The organism is Stenotrophomonas sp. 05L414_2 (genome assembly GCF_056397905.1).
Genome location: NZ_JBFTOJ010000001.1, coordinates 20,281 through 34,895 on the forward strand (window position 1 = coordinate 20,281; position 14,615 = coordinate 34,895).

Annotated in this window: 16 protein-coding genes; 8 read left to right on the plus strand and 8 right to left on the minus strand. The window is 66.8% G+C overall.

What is annotated here, in order from left to right; all coding sequences use genetic code 11:
* The first annotated feature begins 1 nt into the window (after position 1).
* The 3 genes from radC (at position 2) to AC1DJN_RS00100 (ending at position 3,424) form a co-directional block, all read left to right on the plus strand.
* Complete coding sequence (gene radC, locus AC1DJN_RS00090) at positions 2–706, plus strand: RadC family protein (RefSeq protein ID WP_032977045.1); 705 nt, start codon at positions 2–4, stop codon at positions 704–706.
* Positions 707–820: 114 nt separating this feature from the next.
* Entirely contained in the window at positions 821–2,509 is a 1,689-nt protein-coding gene (argS, locus tag AC1DJN_RS00095; protein ID WP_025878374.1) for an arginine--tRNA ligase, read from the plus strand.
* Between the two features lie 21 nt (positions 2,510–2,530).
* Positions 2,531–3,424, plus strand: coding sequence for an SPOR domain-containing protein (locus AC1DJN_RS00100; protein ID WP_032977036.1), 894 nt, complete (start codon positions 2,531–2,533; stop codon positions 3,422–3,424).
* Between the two features lie 86 nt (positions 3,425–3,510).
* Here AC1DJN_RS00100 and AC1DJN_RS00105 read toward each other — a convergent pair whose 3' ends face one another.
* Together AC1DJN_RS00105 and AC1DJN_RS00110 are read right to left on the minus strand one after the other, a co-directional pair.
* Positions 3,511–4,263, minus strand: a complete 753-nt coding sequence (locus AC1DJN_RS00105) for an SDR family NAD(P)-dependent oxidoreductase (protein ID WP_025878372.1) — start codon at positions 4,261–4,263, stop codon at positions 3,511–3,513.
* A gap of 88 nt (positions 4,264–4,351) precedes the next feature.
* Positions 4,352–4,846 (minus strand): hypothetical protein, encoded by a 495-nt coding sequence (locus tag AC1DJN_RS00110; RefSeq protein ID WP_099844680.1) that lies wholly within the window; start codon positions 4,844–4,846, stop codon positions 4,352–4,354.
* Between the two features lie 85 nt (positions 4,847–4,931).
* Here AC1DJN_RS00110 and AC1DJN_RS00115 point away from each other — a divergent pair, with 85 nt between their 5' ends.
* Positions 4,932–5,399: a YehS family protein gene (locus tag AC1DJN_RS00115; RefSeq protein WP_025878370.1), complete on the plus strand. Its 468-nt coding sequence runs from the start codon at positions 4,932–4,934 to the stop codon at positions 5,397–5,399.
* On the opposite strand, the gene AC1DJN_RS00120 is transcribed toward AC1DJN_RS00115, so the two are convergent.
* Entirely contained in the window at positions 5,368–6,255 is an 888-nt protein-coding gene (locus AC1DJN_RS00120; protein WP_478038525.1) for a LysR family transcriptional regulator, read from the minus strand. The two genes, AC1DJN_RS00115 and AC1DJN_RS00120, sit on opposite strands and share 32 nt — an antisense overlap.
* Positions 6,256–6,399: 144 nt before the next feature.
* Here AC1DJN_RS00120 and AC1DJN_RS00125 point away from each other — a divergent pair, with 144 nt between their 5' ends.
* Positions 6,400–7,548, plus strand: coding sequence for an MFS transporter (locus AC1DJN_RS00125; RefSeq protein ID WP_428700737.1), 1,149 nt, complete (start codon positions 6,400–6,402; stop codon positions 7,546–7,548).
* On the opposite strand, the gene AC1DJN_RS00130 is transcribed toward AC1DJN_RS00125, so the two are convergent.
* Complete coding sequence (locus AC1DJN_RS00130; protein WP_080150464.1) at positions 7,545–8,243, minus strand: TorF family putative porin; 699 nt, start codon at positions 8,241–8,243, stop codon at positions 7,545–7,547. The two genes, AC1DJN_RS00125 and AC1DJN_RS00130, sit on opposite strands and share 4 nt — an antisense overlap.
* A 165-nt stretch (positions 8,244–8,408) precedes the next feature.
* Between AC1DJN_RS00130 and AC1DJN_RS00135 the strand changes: the two genes are divergently transcribed.
* A complete protein-coding gene (locus AC1DJN_RS00135; protein WP_025878366.1) occupies positions 8,409–8,798 on the plus strand; it encodes a DUF6165 family protein in 390 nt (129 codons plus the stop codon).
* Positions 8,799–8,807: 9 nt separating this feature from the next.
* Here AC1DJN_RS00135 and AC1DJN_RS00140 read toward each other — a convergent pair whose 3' ends face one another.
* Together AC1DJN_RS00140 and AC1DJN_RS00145 are read right to left on the minus strand one after the other, a co-directional pair.
* The gene (locus AC1DJN_RS00140) at positions 8,808–9,485 is read right to left on the minus strand and encodes a response regulator (protein WP_033832821.1); all 678 of its coding nucleotides are present in this window, start codon (positions 9,483–9,485) and stop codon (positions 8,808–8,810) included.
* A 190-nt stretch (positions 9,486–9,675) separates the two neighbouring features.
* A complete protein-coding gene (locus AC1DJN_RS00145) occupies positions 9,676–10,248 on the minus strand; it encodes an OmpO family porin (RefSeq protein WP_025878364.1) in 573 nt (190 codons plus the stop codon).
* Positions 10,249–10,526: 278 nt separating this feature from the next.
* Here AC1DJN_RS00145 and AC1DJN_RS00150 point away from each other — a divergent pair, with 278 nt between their 5' ends.
* A complete protein-coding gene (locus AC1DJN_RS00150) occupies positions 10,527–10,886 on the plus strand; it encodes a DUF1428 domain-containing protein (RefSeq protein ID WP_025878363.1) in 360 nt (119 codons plus the stop codon).
* 15 nt (positions 10,887–10,901) lie between these two features.
* On the opposite strand, the gene AC1DJN_RS00155 is transcribed toward AC1DJN_RS00150, so the two are convergent.
* Complete coding sequence (locus tag AC1DJN_RS00155; protein WP_059064128.1) at positions 10,902–11,600, minus strand: hypothetical protein; 699 nt, start codon at positions 11,598–11,600, stop codon at positions 10,902–10,904.
* A gap of 141 nt (positions 11,601–11,741) precedes the next feature.
* Positions 11,742–12,623, minus strand: coding sequence for a histone (locus tag AC1DJN_RS00160; RefSeq protein WP_442251798.1), 882 nt, complete (start codon positions 12,621–12,623; stop codon positions 11,742–11,744).
* 489 nt (positions 12,624–13,112) lie between these two features.
* On the opposite strand from AC1DJN_RS00160, the gene AC1DJN_RS00165 reads away from it, so the two are divergent.
* Positions 13,113–14,546, plus strand: coding sequence for a Do family serine endopeptidase (locus AC1DJN_RS00165; RefSeq protein WP_025878360.1), 1,434 nt, complete (start codon positions 13,113–13,115; stop codon positions 14,544–14,546).
* Positions 14,547–14,615: the final 69 nt, after the last annotated feature.

A 14,615-nucleotide genomic window follows, 5' to 3' on the forward strand; every position in this document is an offset into this window, starting at 1 on the left:
CATGCCCATCCATGAATGGCCCGAAGAAGAGCGCCCCCGCGAGAAGCTGCTGGCCCGCGGTCCCACTTCACTGTCCGACGCCGAACTGCTGGCCCTGTTCCTGGGTTCCGGCATTGGCGGCCGGGACGCCGTACAGACCGCGCGCGACCTGTTGCTCGCCCACGGCCCGTTGCGCGTGCTGCTGGACCGCTCCGCCCGCGAACTATCGAAACTCCCCGGGTTGGGGCCGGCTCGCAGCTGCACGCTGGCCGCAGGGCTGGAGCTGGCCCACCGCTACCTGGCCGCTGAACTGCAACAGGGCGAAGCGGTCGGCAACAACCCTGCCGCCGTCGGCCGTTACCTGCAGCACCGTCTGCGTGGGCAGGCACGGGAACTGTTCGTGGTCCTGTTCCTGGACAACCGCCACCGCCTGATCGCCTGCGAGGAACTGTTCGCCGGTACCATCAACGCGGCCCCGGTCTACCCCCGTGAAGTAGTGCGCAGAGCCCTGCTGCACAACGCCGCCGCGGTCATCCTCAGCCATAACCATCCCTCTGGCGACCCGGAACCCTCGGCCGCCGACGCGCAGATCACCGAGGAACTGCAACGGGCCTTGGCACTGGTCGACATCCGCCTGCTGGACCACTTCGTGGTCGGCGAGGGGCGTCCGGTTTCGTTTGCTGAACGGGGTCTTCTGCCACCGCTCCAGGCCCGCCTGGTCGGATGAGCCCCGCAGCAGCACGCCGCGACGCGTGCCCTGGCAGGCAGGCCCCGGTCAGCGTTGAGGCCGGCATCTGCGCTAAAATGGGCGATTCCGCCGCTCATTCTCACAGCAGGCCTCGTGAAAAATCTCCTCCGCGCCCTGATCAGCCAAGGCATCGAAGCCTTGCGCGCCAATGGCACCCTGCCCGTCGACTCCCTGCCGCCGGACTTCGTGGTCGAGCGCCCGAAGACCCGCGACCATGGCGACTTCGCCACCAACGCCGCGATGCTGCTGGCCAAGGCCGCGCGCAGCAATCCGCGCGCACTGGCACAGGCGCTGGTCGAGGCACTGCCGCGCAGCGAAGACGTCAGCAAGGTCGAGATCGCCGGCCCCGGCTTCATCAATTTCCACCTGGCGCCGGCCGCGTACCAGCGTGAAGCCGTCACCGTCATCAAGGAAGGCGCCGATTACGGCCGCAACCTGTCCGGCAATGGCCGCACGGTAGGCGTGGAGTATGTGTCGGCCAACCCGACCGGTCCGCTGCATGTCGGCCACGGCCGCGCCGCGGCCATCGGCGACTGCGTGGCACGCGTGCTCGATGCCAACGGCTGGAATGCCAAGCGCGAGTTCTACTACAACGATGCCGGCGTGCAGATCGAGAACCTGGCGCTGTCGACCCAGGCCCGGGTGAAGGGCATTGCCCCGGACCAGGAAGGCTGGCCGGAAGGCGGCTACCGCGGCGACTACATCGCCGACGTGGCACGTGCCTACATGTCCGGCGCCAGCGTCGACCTGGAAGGCACCCTGGTGGTCGGCGCCAAGGACCCGGACGACCTGCAGGCGATCCGCCGCTTCGCCGTGGCCTACCTGCGCAACGAGCAGAACCTGGACCTGGCCGCGTTCGGCGTGGATTTCGACATCTACTTCCTGGAAAGCTCGCTGTACGCCGATGGCAAGGTCGCCGAGGCAGTGGCCAAGCTGCAGGCGTCGGGCCATACCTATGAGGAAGGCGGCGCGCTGTGGCTGCGCAGCACCGACTTCGGTGACGACAAGGACCGCGTGATGCGCAAGTCCGACGGCACCTTCACCTACTTCGTGCCGGACGTGGCCTACCACCTGTCGAAGTGGCAGCGCGGCTACGAGCGCGCGATCACCGAACTGGGCGCGGACCACCACGGTTCACTGGCGCGCGTGCGTGCCGGCCTGCAGGCCATGGAAGTGGGCATCCCGCAGGGCTGGCCTGAATACGTGCTGCACCAGATGGTCACCGTCATGCGCGGCGGCGAGGAAGTGAAGCTGTCCAAGCGTGCCGGCAGCTACTTCACCCTGCGCGACCTCATCGAAGAAGCCGGCCGCGACGCGACCCGCTGGTTCCTGATCGCACGCAAGCCCGATTCACAGCTGACCTTCGACATCGACCTGGCCCGTCAGCAGAGCAACGACAACCCGGTGTTCTACGTGCAGTACGCACATGCCCGTGTCTGCAGCCTGCTGCGCCAGGCGCAGGAGAAGGGTCTGGTCTACGAACAGGGCACCGGCCTGTCCAATCTGGGCCGCCTGGCCGATGACGCATCGCTGGCCCTGATGAACGAGATCTCGCGTTATCCGGAAGTGGTGGAAGCGGCCGGCGTGGCGCTGGAACCGCATCTGGTCGCGCAGTACCTGCGCGAATTGGCGCACGCCTTCCACACGTGGTATCACGGGACGCCGGTGCTGGTGGACGACGCGACCGATCGCAATGCCAAGTTGACCCTGGCCTGCGCGGCGCGCCAGGTACTGGCCAACGGCCTCGACCTCCTGGGCGTTTCCGCCCCGGAAAAAATGTAAGCCTCAGGAGACGCAGTAGACATGGCAGCACGACGCGGCAAGACACAGGCTCGGCGCAACAGCAGCCAAGGCACGCCCGGATGGGTGTGGCTGGTTGCCGGCGTGGCGATCGCCGCCGTGGTGTTCCTGGCGGCGCCGAACCTGTTCAAGGGCGAGGGCGATGGCTTCCTGCGCGCCGGTCCGCAGCCGAACCCGAACGCGCAGCCGGCGCCGGTGGCCGATGGCGAAGGCGATGTCGGCACCCAGCCGGCCGCACAGCCGGTCACGCCGAAACCGGCTGAGCCGGAAAAGCCGGCCGCCACCCAGTACGACTTCTACACCCTGCTGCCTGGCAAGGAAGTGGAGATGTCCGACGCCGAACTGGCCGCCAGCGCGCGCGCCGAGGAACAGCGCCGGAGCAAGGCCGAAGCGCAGCGCGCGCAGGCCGCACTGGAAGGCAAGCCCGTGCCGGCGGCGGTTGCGGCCGCAGCCCCTGCGGCGACGGCGAGCGTTGCCAGCACCGCGCCGGTGACCGCCACCAGCCGTCCGCTGCCGACGCCGGTGAGTGAACGCCCGACGACCGCCGCGCCAGCGGCCACCACCGCGCCGGCCAGCACCAGCACCGTTGCCGCCGCTCCTGCGGCACGCAGCGAAACCGCGCCGGCCACCGCCAGCACTGCAGCAGCCCCGGCACCGGCCGACAACGCCCGCTACATCCTGCAGGCCGGTGCGTTCGGCGCGTCCGGCGATGCCGAAGCGACCAAGGCCAAGCTGGCGATGATGGGCCTGGCCGCACGCGTGGAGTCGGCGCAGATCAACGGCAAGACCGTGTACCGCGTACGCATGGGGCCCTATGGCACCGCCGGTGAGCTTTCCGAAGCCAAGCAGAAGCTGGATGGCACCGGCCTGCAGGCGATGGCGATCAAGGCGCAGTAAGCGTGCAGGCATAATGAAAAAAGCCGGGCATTGCCCGGCTTTTTTTTTGCCCGTGCAGCGCCGGGCTCGACGCTGCAGACAGCGGATCAGCTCTCGCGGGCAACCTGGAAACCGGCGAACGACTGGCTGACCGGCATCAGTTCCAGGCGATTGATGTTCAGGTGCGGGGGCAGGCTCGCCACCCAGAAGATCTGCTCGGCGATGTCTTCGGCGGTCATCGGGTTGGCGCCGGTGTACAGCTTGTCCGACGCAACCTGGTCGCCATGGGTGCGGACCACGGTGAACTCGGTTTCGGCCATGCCCGGCTCGATGGTGGTCACGCGTACACCGGTACCGTGCAGGTCCGAACGCAGGCCCAGCGAGAACTGGCTGACGAACGCCTTGGTGCCGCCATAGGCGTTGCCGCCCGGATACGGATAGACACCGGCCACCGACGAAATGTTGATGATGGCGCCCTTGCGCTCCACCAGCTGCGGCAACAGGCGATGGGTCAGGGTGACCAGCGCGGTGATGTTGGTGTCGATCATCGTCGTCCAGTCCTTCAGACTGGCGCTCTGCGCCGGCGCGGTGCCCTGGGCCAGACCGGCATTGTTGACCAGCAGATCGATGTCACCGAAGGCCGGCGGCAGCGCCAGCAGTGCCGCTTCCATCGCGACCGGATCACGCACGTCGAACACGGCCGCGTGCACCACCTCCTTGCCGTAGCGCTCGACCAGCGGCTGCAGGCGTTCGCTGCGACGGCCGGTGGCGATCACTTTCCAGCCCGCCTGGGCGAAGCGGTGTACGGCAGCGGCGCCGAAGCCGGAAGTGGCGCCGGTAATCAGGACGGTTCGGGTCATCAGACAACTCCGTGGGAAACCAGACCGCCATTCTGGCACCGTCGGCCCACGGCTGCGTTGCCTGATCGGCCCGCTGCGGTGCGCGCGGTCAGCGCAGGCGGAACACGCGTGCCTTCGGCAGATCTTCGTCGACCTGCAGGAACCAGCGTCCGGCGATACCCGGAATCACCTCGATCTGCGGTGCCTGCAGGGTCTTGCGCAGCTTCATCTGGCCCTTCATCACCTGCCACTGCTGACCGTTGTCGAGGGTGAACACCGAGCCCGGCTGCCAACCCGCGACGTCGCCGACCACGCGCGCGCTGACTGGCCCCTCTTCCAGGCCCAGGTGCATCGCCGCCGGGGCGGGAACGTTGGCCGGCAACGGCGCGCCGGTGTTGGCCGCAACCGCCGCCCGCGTGGGTACGGGCGTAGATGCCTCGGCCTCGCGCAGCACGCGGTTCAGGGTCTGCAGCTGGGTCGCGTCCAGGCCCACTTCGGCCAGCTGGGCCGCGCTGAGACGCTGCTCCACGGGCACGAAACGGTCCTGGGCGGTGGCGGCGAAGCTGCTGGCGGCCAGCAGAACGGAAAGGAGGTACCGGCGCATCGGAGAGGGTCTCTGCAGAACAGCGCTCACGATGCTGCAATCCGGTGACAGTCCGGTTACAGCCGCAGGGCCGGTACAATGGGCCATGATCAATAATGATGTACTGCGCAGCGTGCGCTACTCCCTGGACCTCGGCGACCACCACGTGGTGACCCTGTGCCAGATGGCCGATCCGGCGTTCGAAGTGGATGTCGACCAGGCCAAGGCCTGGCTGCTGCGTGAAGACGAGCCGGGTTTCCAGCCGATGAGCGACAGTGCGCTGGCGCACTTCCTCGATGGCCTGATCCTGCACCTGCGCGGTCACGATGAGGGCCAGGCGCCGCGCGCGGTGGAAACCCGCATCGACAACAACCTGGTGTTGAAGAAGCTGCGCGTGGCCTTCCAGCTGCGCGATGTCGACATGATGGAGATCTTCACCAGCATCGGCTTCAACGTCTCCAAATCCGAACTCGGCGCGCTGTTCCGCCAGCCCGGCCACAAGAACTACCGGCGCTGCCTGGACCAGATGCTGCGCAACTTCCTCAAGGGCCTGAGCCTGCGCCTGCGCAGCTGAGCACGGCGTCGACGAAGGCGCGTGCGGCCGGCGTCGGCAGGCGCTGCCAGACCAGATGTACGCGCCGGGTCGGGGTCGGTTGCAGCGGCACCTGCACCACCCCTTCAAAACCGTCGGCGATCCGCACTGGCACGATGCCCACCGCAAGGCCGTGGCGGACGAAGCGCTCGACCAGTTCCATCAGGTTGACCTCGAAACGCACCTGATGCGGCAGGCCCGCTGCGGCGAACGCATCATCGGTCTGCCGGCGCGCGCCGGTCCCCCGCGGGAAATCGACCAGGGCCTCATCCTGCAGCGCCGCCAACGGCAACCGCTGGCGCGTGGCCAGCCGATGCTGCGGCGCCAGCACGGCCACCAGATCCTCTTCCTGCAGCATCTGGTGGCAGRCGCCCTCCAGATGGGCCGACGGCGCCAGCCCCACCAGCGCCACGTCCAGTGCGCGCGACTGCACCTGCTGCAGCAGGGTCTCGCTCTTGTCCACCCGCAACTGGAACTCCACCTGCGGGTGCTGCTGCTGGAAGGCAGCCAGCATGGCCACCACGTCGACGCCGGTCAGCGACGAGATCTGCCCGATCGCCAGCAGTCCGCGCACGTCACCACTGACGGCAGCGACGTCGGCACGCAGGTGGCGCAGGCTGGCCAGCACCTGCCGGGCGTGCACCAGCAACGCCTCTCCCGCCGCGGTGGCGCGCACCTGGCGCGGCAGCCGCTCGAACAACACCGTGCCCAGCTCCTGCTCCAGATGGGCAATCTGATGGCTCAGGGCCGACTGCACGACGTGGCAGCGCGCGGCCGCACGGGTGAAGTTGCCCTCTTCAGCCAGGGCCACGGCGAACTCGAGCTGCTTCAGGTTCACACCCGTATCTCAATTCCAGATGACAGCGATGATGATGATTCATTTCCATCATGACCGCAGCAGGCAGACACTGTGCTGCCCTGCTTCACGGAACATCGCGTGTCTCCTTCCCTTCCTCCCCTGCAGCGCTGGCAGATCCTGTTGATGTCGGTCGCCACCGGCGTCGCGGTGGCCAGCAATTACTACGCGCAGCCGTTGCTGCATACCATCGCCGATGCCTTCGGCGTGCCTTTCGGCCAGGTCGGCATGGTGGTGACCGCTGCGCAGTTGAGCTACGCCGCTGGCCTGATCCTGCTGGTGCCGTTGGGTGACCTGTTCGAGCGCCGCCGGCTGATCGTGGTGATGACGTTGCTGTCGGCCAGCGGGCTGGTGATCAGCGCGTGCGCGCCGTCGTTGCCATGGCTGCTGGCCGGTACCGCGATCACCGGGTTGTTCTCGGTGGTGGCGCAGGTGCTGGTGCCGTTCGCCGCCACCCTGGCCGCACCGGAGCATCGCGGCCGCGTGGTCGGCACGCTGATGAGCGGGCTGCTGCTGGGCATCCTGCTGGCACGCACCGTGGCCGGGCTGCTGTCGAGCCTGGGCGACTGGCGCCTGGTCTATGCGATCGCTGCAGGAACGCTGGTGCTGACCGCGCTGGCCCTGCAGCGCGGCCTGCCGCGTTTCCACCACAGCGCCGGGCTGAGCTACTTCGCGCTGCTGCGCTCGATCGGCACGCTGTTCGTGCAGGAACCGGTGCTGTGCCAGCGCACGCTGCTCGGCGCGTGCAGCTTTGCGATGTTCGCGATCTTCTGGACGCCACTGGCCTTCCTGCTGGCGCAGCCGCCGTATGCCTACAGCGACGCCACCATCGGCCTGTTCGGGCTGGTCGGTGCCGCCGGTACGCTGGCTGCCGGCCTTGCCGGGCGCATGTCGGATCGTGGCCAGACCGGCCGGGCCACGGCCATTGCGCTGGTGCTGTTGCTGCTGTCCTGGCTGCCTCTGGGGCTGTCGGCGTATTCGCTGCTGGCGCTGCTGGTCGGCGTGGTGGTGCTGGACCTGGCCGCGCAGCTGCTGCATGTCAGCAACCAGAACCTGATCTACGCACTGCAGCCGGAGGCACGCAACCGCCTCAATGCCGGTTACATGACCGGCTATTTCATCGGGGGTTCGCTGGGCTCGCTGCTGTCGGCACAGGTCTACCAGCGTTTCGGCTGGACCGGCGTGTGCGTGGCCGGTACCGCGGTGGCGGTACTGGCCCTGCTGGTGTGGCTGCCCAGTGCCTGGCGCGCACGCCAGGCCGCGTCGGCCGACTAGAAGCTGCCCTGCAGCGCCAGTTCCCAGCGTCCACCGGCATTGCCCGGGAACAGACGCTTGGCGGCGCTGTCGGTGTCATGCACGGTGGCGCGCAGTTCCCAGGCCGGCGTCAACGTGGCAATGGCACTGAGCTGGCCATGCAGGTAGTCCGGCCCCTGCGCGGTGGCCAGCCAGTACTGCCCCACCGCCGCTTCCAACCGCACGCGCTCGTTCAACGGCACCCGCACGCCCAGCTGTGCGTAGGTGCCGCGACGGCCGCCGGCCAGGGCATCGTTGGAGTGGGCAACCTGCAGCCAGGCGCGTTGCTTCCAGGTGGTGGTGACATTGAGTTCGGTCCAGTCCAGTGCGCGGCCAGTGCCCGGATAGACATACCGGGTGAGGTTCGCATCCAGGCTCCAGTCCGGCGACAGCGCGCCGGACCAGCCGGCGACGAGATCGAACTCGCTGCGTGCCCCGCTGTCCGGCGTGAACGAGACATTCGATCCCCATGCGCTGGCATACCAGCCCGAACCCACCGTCACCTTTGCCCCCACCTGCGCGGCCGGATCGCCCTCGCTCTGCGAACTGCCGCGCCAGACATAGTCGCTGGTCAATGCCGCCGTGCCACTCACCTGCACCTGCGCCTGCACGCTGCCGGCGCACAGCAGCCCCGCCAGTGCGGCCGCGCTGGCCATGATCATCCCCTTGCTCTTCACTGCACTCACTTCCTCGTCGAAGGCGGTCTGTCCGCCGGGACGGCAGTGTCGATGGCAKGGCCGTAACGGTTCGATGGCGATGCTGCCGTGCCAGCGCAAATTCAGCGTAAATCCGCGCTRCGGTGGGCGCGGTATCATGCGGGCCTATTTCCAGGAACCAACCACGTGGACGCCATCCTGACCCCGGTATCGATCGGCGAGCTGATCGACAAGATCACCATTCTCGAGATCAAGGCCGAGCGCATCGACGATGCGACCAAGCTGGCCAACGTGCGCACCGAGCTTGACGGCCTGCTGCCGCTGCTGCAGCAGCAGCTTGACGCGCAGCCGGCACTGGCCGCGCTGAAGACGCAGTTGAAGGCCATCAACGAGCGCATGTGGGAGATCCAGGACCAGCTGCGCGACAAGGAAGCGGCGCAGGTATTCGACGAGGCGTTCATCCAGCTGGCGCGCGGCGTGTACGGCACCAACGGCGAACGCGTACAGGTGAAGAACGAGATCAACCGTGTTGCCGGTTCGGCGTTGGTCGAGGAAAAGCAGTACCAGGGCGAGTAAGCGCGCCCGTCAGCCACACTCCAGCAGGTGGCGGATGCGGAACAGTTCGACATCGCTGCGGATGCCGAGCTTCTGGTAGGCCGCTTTCTTCTGCGTGCTGATCGTGCTGGCCGAGCGCTGGAAGCGCCGGGCCACTTCGCCGGTGCTGCACCCCTGCAGCACCAGCCGCAGCACTTCGCGTTCACGCCGGCTCAGTGGCGTCAGGCTGGGCGCCGACATGCGCCGCGCGCGCGATCGATTCAGCTGCGTGCGCAGCTCCGGGGGCACGAACCGCCCACCGCGGGCCACCACGTCCACCGCGCGCAGCAGCATTTCCGGCGTGGTCGCCTTGGACAGGAAGCCGCGTGCGCCGGCCTGCATCGTCGTGGCCACGGTGCTGGCATTGCAGTGCGCCGACAGCACCAGTATCGGCAGGCTGGGCCAGCGCCGGGACAATCCGCGCAGCAGCTGCAACCCGTCGCCAAGATCCCCCAGCGGCAGCGCATCGATCACCAGCAGGTCAACGCAGCCGGGTTCGCGTTGCAGCAGTTCCACCAGGTCATCTTCGTTGGCGTAGCTGCCGCGCACGTGCACGCCGCTGTGCTGGTGCAGCAGCACTTCCACCCCCAGCCGCAGCACCGGATGCGGATCCAGCAGCGCCAGACGGCGCGGCCGGTCGGGGAGCAGCGGTGGGAGTACGGGCGGCATCGCGGTGTATCCGGCAGCACGGGATATCCACCGTAGGCCGCCACTGGCGGTGGCGGAATCCAATTCATTGCAATGCAACATGACGCCGCGCATCGCAGTCAGACTCTGTTCTGATTCCCACAACGCAACAGGCCCGGCAATGCCGGGCCTGTTTCAGCACGAACAGCGCGCGGGCGCGCCGTAGATGCAATTACCAGCTGAAGCGCGGGCCGACGGTGTATTCCTTGTCGCCGTGGCGGTTCATCTTCAGCTCGCCGTTCAGGCCCCAGTTCTGGTTCAGCTTGACCTGACCACCCAGACGGCCGTACCACTGGCTGTCGATGTCGACGCCGTGCTTCTTCGAATAATCTTCGTAACCGACCAGGCCGTAGACCTCAGCGTGGGCACCGAACGCGGTACGGATACCGGCTTCAGCGCTGTAGCCGTTGAAATCCAGGCCGTGCTTCTGGTCGAACTTCTGGTAGGCGACGCGGGCAACGAAGTCGGTCGACGGAGCGATTTCGACGTTGTAGCCGGCACCGACCTTCCACTGGTCAACCTTGATGTTGGTGTGGTCGACTTCCTGACGGCTGTACTCGCCGAAAGCGTGGAAGTTCGGCAGGAAGCCGTAGGAACCCTTCACGCCCCAGCCATCAGCCTTGATGCCGTCAACGTCGGTCTTGGCGTAGTCAGCCTCGGCGTAGTTGTAGGACAGGTTCTCGGCGGCCGAAGCGGTGAACGGCAGGGCAGCGGCCAGAGCCAGAGCAATCAGCGAATTCTTCATGGGGGTACACCTTTACTTTCTTATGGTGTGCAGCAGCGCCAGGGCGCCATCGCATCGGRAATGTAAATTCTCCGTTATTCGCCACAACGCTCCCTGAAAACAGCGGTCTTCGCATTGCTGAATTTTTTGCATTGATTCAGCAAGGCTCAGGCATACGCGCGCGGTACGCGCACGCGCTTCGATTCAATGGCGCGGCAATCGATGTCGATTTGCCGCGCCCTGAAGCGTCGACTCAATGAAGGCCGTGCACCTGGCACGGTCCATTCCGGAGGCAAGCGATGAGCTACATCGATGGTTTCGTCCTGGCGGTGCCCACCGCCAACAAGGAGAAGTTCCTCGCCCACGCGCGCAGCGGCGACGTGGTGTTCCTCGAACACGGCGCGCTGCGCGTGGTCGAGTGCTGGGGCGATGACGTGCCGCACGGCAAGACCACCGACTTCTTCGGCGCGGTGAAAGCCACGGCGGAGGAGACCGTGGTGTTTTCCTGGATCGAGTGGCCGGACAAGGCCACCCGCGATGCAGGCATGCAGAAAATGATGGAAGACCCGCGGTTGGACCCGTCGAAGAATCCCATGCCGTTCGACGGTGCACGGATGATCTACGGCGGATTCGAGCCGATCTTCGAACTCAAGCGCTGACCCGGGCGGGCGTCCTCAGCGGGCGCCCGCTTCATCCTCACCGGCCGCGTGGCCGGCACCCAGCGCAGCACCGGCACCAACACCCAGCCCGCCCATTCCGGCACCCATGCCGCCGCCACCGCCGCCACCTCCACCGGTGCGACCGCCCTTGGCGTCGCCCTCGTTGCGGCCCTTGCCACTTCCGCCACCGCTGCCCGCAGGGCGGGTAGGCCCTTGGCGCGGGATCTCCAGGTCGGCCGGTACCGGCGCAAGGTCCAGCGCCTCGCGGACGAAGTCGCGCAGCGAGATCACCAGTTCGTGTGTGTGCACCGCACGCCCCTGTGCCAGTTCACTGGCAGCGCGCGCGGCCAGCCGTACCTGCTCGTCGGTGCCCAGCAGCAGGATGTCCGACAAGGCCGCTTCGACCGCATCGCGGATGCGCCGGGCCCGATCCGAGCCCGGCTCGGCGATGCCTTCTTCGTGGGCCCGCTGGCGCAGGTCGCGCAGGTGGGTTGGATCGACCCCCAGCTCACCGGTGAAGGAGCCGCCCAGCGTCTTGTAGGCCGCCATCAAGGTACGCAGCCGCTCATTGATCTGCCGATTCTCTCGTTCGCGGCGCTGCTGCAGGGTCTGCATCACCAGCAGGCGGATGCCCACGCCGAGCAGGGTGATCAGGACCAACCCGGCCAGGGTGGACAGCACGCCCTGCCAGGAACTGAAATCGATGCCGCGCATGGTCAGGGCTCCTGCGGAAGACCTTCATCTTGCCCCAGGCTGCTGCCGCAGATCCACGCCAGGCAATGATCAGTCCCCCCCCCCGAAAACGCAGAAGGCCCTCCCGCCCGATGAGCGGAAGGGCCTTCAAACCACGCGCGATTACTTGCGCTTGGCAGCCTTGCGCACGGCCTTCTTGGCCGGAGCCTTCTTGGCCACGGCCTTCTTCAGCGGTGCAGCCTTCTTGGCGACCGTCTTGCGGGTAGCAGCGACCTTCTTGCCGACAACCTTCTTGGCAGCAGCGGTCTTCTTGCCGACAACCTTCTTGGCAGTGGCGGTCTTCTTGCCGACGACCTTCTTGGCAGCGACGGTCTTCTTGCCGACGACCTTCTTGGCAGCGACAGTCTTCTTGCCGACGACCTTCTTGGCAGCGACGGTCTTCTTGGCCGCAGCCTTCTTGGCGGTAGCGACCTTCTTGCCGACGACCGTCCTGGCGGCCACGGTCTTCTTGGCCACAGCCTTCTTGGCGGTAGCGACCTTCTTGCCGACAACCTTCTTGGCAGCAGCGGTCTTCTTGGCCACAGCCTTCTTGGCGGTCGCAACCTTCTTGGTGGCGGCCTTCTTCACGGTAGCGACCTTCTTGCCGGCAGCCTTGGTGGTCTTCTTGGCAGCAGCAACCTTCTTGGTCACGGTCTTGCCGGCAGCCGCCTTCTTCTTGGCCACTTCCTTCTTCAGGGCAGCAGCTTCGGCCTTGGCGTTCTTCTTGGCCGCTTCCAGCTTCTTCTTGGCGTTGGCAACGGTCTTGCCGACCGACTTGGCAGCCTTCTCGGCCTTCTTGGCAACGGTCTTCTCGACCTTGGCCACGACCTTCTTGGCCTTGGCGACGCGGGTGGTGGCAGCCTTGCGGGCGCGCTTGACGGTCTTCTTGACCGACTTCACTGCGTCTTCGGCGGCGTGGGCGATGGTCTCGCCGACGTTGGTGGCGGTTTCTTTCACGTTCTCGACGGCGTCGGTCACGACCGACACACCATTACCGTTGCTCATGTTGCCCTCCTAGGGGCCTGGATTGTCAAAACGGGGCGATGCTATACCGACAATGGCTATCGTGGAACGGGCACGGCCGGCCAATCGCATCCTGTGCGACGCAACTGGAGTAAGCGATAGCGGCGGCGGACGTGCCCCGCAGTCAGGAAATCCCTTTTTTTAAGCAGTGTGCTGCGCAGCCTGCCTGCTGCTGGCGTGCCGATGCAGGCACTGGCAGCAGCCACACATCCGCGCAGCACTGAGCGTCATCGCAAGGTCGGGATGCGCGGAACTGCGCAAGTGTCGCGGTGTATCAGGGCGCTGCCGGCGTGCCTTGCGGCACTCGCTCGCGGCTGTCGCGAACAGCGTTGTGGTGCGCGCGTCAGCTTTCCGGCGCCTGCGGTGAGGGTCGGATTTTCATGGGGCATTTATCCAGATCGCGACACACTCATTCAGCTTGTTCTACCGTATGCGTCAACGGCCCCAACCTCAGCCTGCGAACCGACTCCCATGCGACCGCTTCCCACCCTGCTTACGCTCGCAATCGCCGCTGCCTTCGGCGGCTTCGTTGCCACCGGCCTCAATGCGCACCTGGACAACCGTGCCGATGCCGCTCCGCTGCCGGCGGTACTGCCCACCTCCGCAGCGCTGCCGGCCGCGGTCGCCGGGCAGGCGGTGCCTTCGCTTGCACCGATGCTGGAAAAGGCGATGCCGGCGGTGGTCAGCGTCAACACCAAGCAGGTGGTGCGGGTACGCAACCCGTTCTTCAACGACCCGTTCTTCCGCCGCCTGTTCCCGGACATCCCGCAGGAGCGGATCAACGAGTCACTCGGTTCGGGCGTCATCATCGATGCCACCGAAGGCCTGGTGCTGACCAACCACCACGTCATCGACAACGCTGATGACGTGCAGGTGACACTGGCCGATGGGCGCACGGTGAAGGCCGAGTTCCTCGGCTCGGACCGCGACACCGACATCGCGCTGATCCGCATTCCGGCGCAGAACCTGACCGACATCAAGCTGGGCAACAGCGACCAGCTGCGGGTGGGCGACTTCGTGGTCGCCATCGGCAATCCGTTCGGTTTCAGCCAGACGGTCACCTCGGGCATCGTCTCGGCGGTGGGCCGCAGTGGCATCCGCGGGCTGGGCTACCAGAACTTCATCCAGACCGATGCATCGATCAACCCCGGCAATTCCGGTGGCGCACTGGTCAACCTGCAGGGCCAGCTGGTGGGCATCAACACCGCCAGCTTCAACCCGCAGGGCAGCATGGCCGGCAACATCGGCCTGGGCCTGGCGATTCCGTCGAACCTGGCCCGCAGCGTGGTCGACCAGCTGGTCAAGCATGGTGTGGTGGTGCGCGGCACGCTGGGCATCGAAAGCCAGAACCTGAGCGCGCAGATCGCGCAGGGCCTGGGCCTGGGCGAAACCCGTGGCGCCCTGGTAACCCGCGTGCTGGCCGGTTCGGCCGGTGCCGCCGCAGGACTGAAGCCGGGCGACGTGGTGGTATCGGCCAACGGCCAGCGCGTGGACAGTGCCGAAGCACTGCACAACGTGGAAGGCCTGGCGGCGGTGGGCAGCGTGCTGACTCTGGACGTTCGCCGCGAAGGCAAGCCGCTGCAGATCAAGGCAACGCTGAAGGAACAGGCGCGCGTGGTCAGCGGCGAGAGCCTGGACCCGCGCCTGACCGGTGCCAGCTTCGTCGACCTGCCCGAATCGCTGCGTCAGTCTGGCGTGGGCGGCGTGCTGGTCAGCGAGGTCAAGCGCGGCAGCCGCGCCGCGACCAATGGCCTGCAGCAGGGCGACATCATCACCGACGCCACGGTGGGCGAGTTCGCCGACCTGGCCAGCTGGCGCGCCAATTTCCAGCAGCGCCCGCCCACCCTGGTGCTGCGCGTGCTGCGCAACAATGGCCAGCAGCAGGGCCAGTTGGTGATGCGCTGATCGCCTGGCCGTAACGCCCCCTATACCCACGTGATGCTATTGCTGTACGTCCAGGTCGGCCAAGCGCCG

Bases quoted from the DNA above. Each gene is read 5' to 3' on its own strand.
- radC (WP_032977045.1), top strand. From the start codon at position 2: ATGCCCATCCATGAATGGCCCGAAGAAGAGCGCCCCCGCGAGAAGCTG.
- AC1DJN_RS00100 (WP_032977036.1), top strand. From the start codon at position 2,531: ATGGCAGCACGACGCGGCAAGACACAGGCTCGGCGCAACAGCAGCCAA.
- AC1DJN_RS00105 (WP_025878372.1), bottom strand. From the start codon at position 4,263: ATGACCCGAACCGTCCTGATTACCGGCGCCACTTCCGGCTTCGGCGCC.
- AC1DJN_RS00110 (WP_099844680.1), bottom strand. From the start codon at position 4,846: ATGCGCCGGTACCTCCTTTCCGTTCTGCTGGCCGCCAGCAGCTTCGCC.
- AC1DJN_RS00115 (WP_025878370.1), top strand. From the start codon at position 4,932: ATGATCAATAATGATGTACTGCGCAGCGTGCGCTACTCCCTGGACCTC.
- AC1DJN_RS00125 (WP_428700737.1), top strand. From the start codon at position 6,400: ATGTCGGTCGCCACCGGCGTCGCGGTGGCCAGCAATTACTACGCGCAG.
- AC1DJN_RS00140 (WP_033832821.1), bottom strand. From the start codon at position 9,485: ATGCCGCCCGTACTCCCACCGCTGCTCCCCGACCGGCCGCGCCGTCTG.
- AC1DJN_RS00145 (WP_025878364.1), bottom strand. From the start codon at position 10,248: ATGAAGAATTCGCTGATTGCTCTGGCTCTGGCCGCTGCCCTGCCGTTC.
- AC1DJN_RS00150 (WP_025878363.1), top strand. From the start codon at position 10,527: ATGAGCTACATCGATGGTTTCGTCCTGGCGGTGCCCACCGCCAACAAG.
- AC1DJN_RS00155 (WP_059064128.1), bottom strand. From the start codon at position 11,600: ATGCGCGGCATCGATTTCAGTTCCTGGCAGGGCGTGCTGTCCACCCTG.
- AC1DJN_RS00160 (WP_442251798.1), bottom strand. From the start codon at position 12,623: ATGAGCAACGGTAATGGTGTGTCGGTCGTGACCGACGCCGTCGAGAAC.
- AC1DJN_RS00165 (WP_025878360.1), top strand. From the start codon at position 13,113: ATGCGACCGCTTCCCACCCTGCTTACGCTCGCAATCGCCGCTGCCTTC.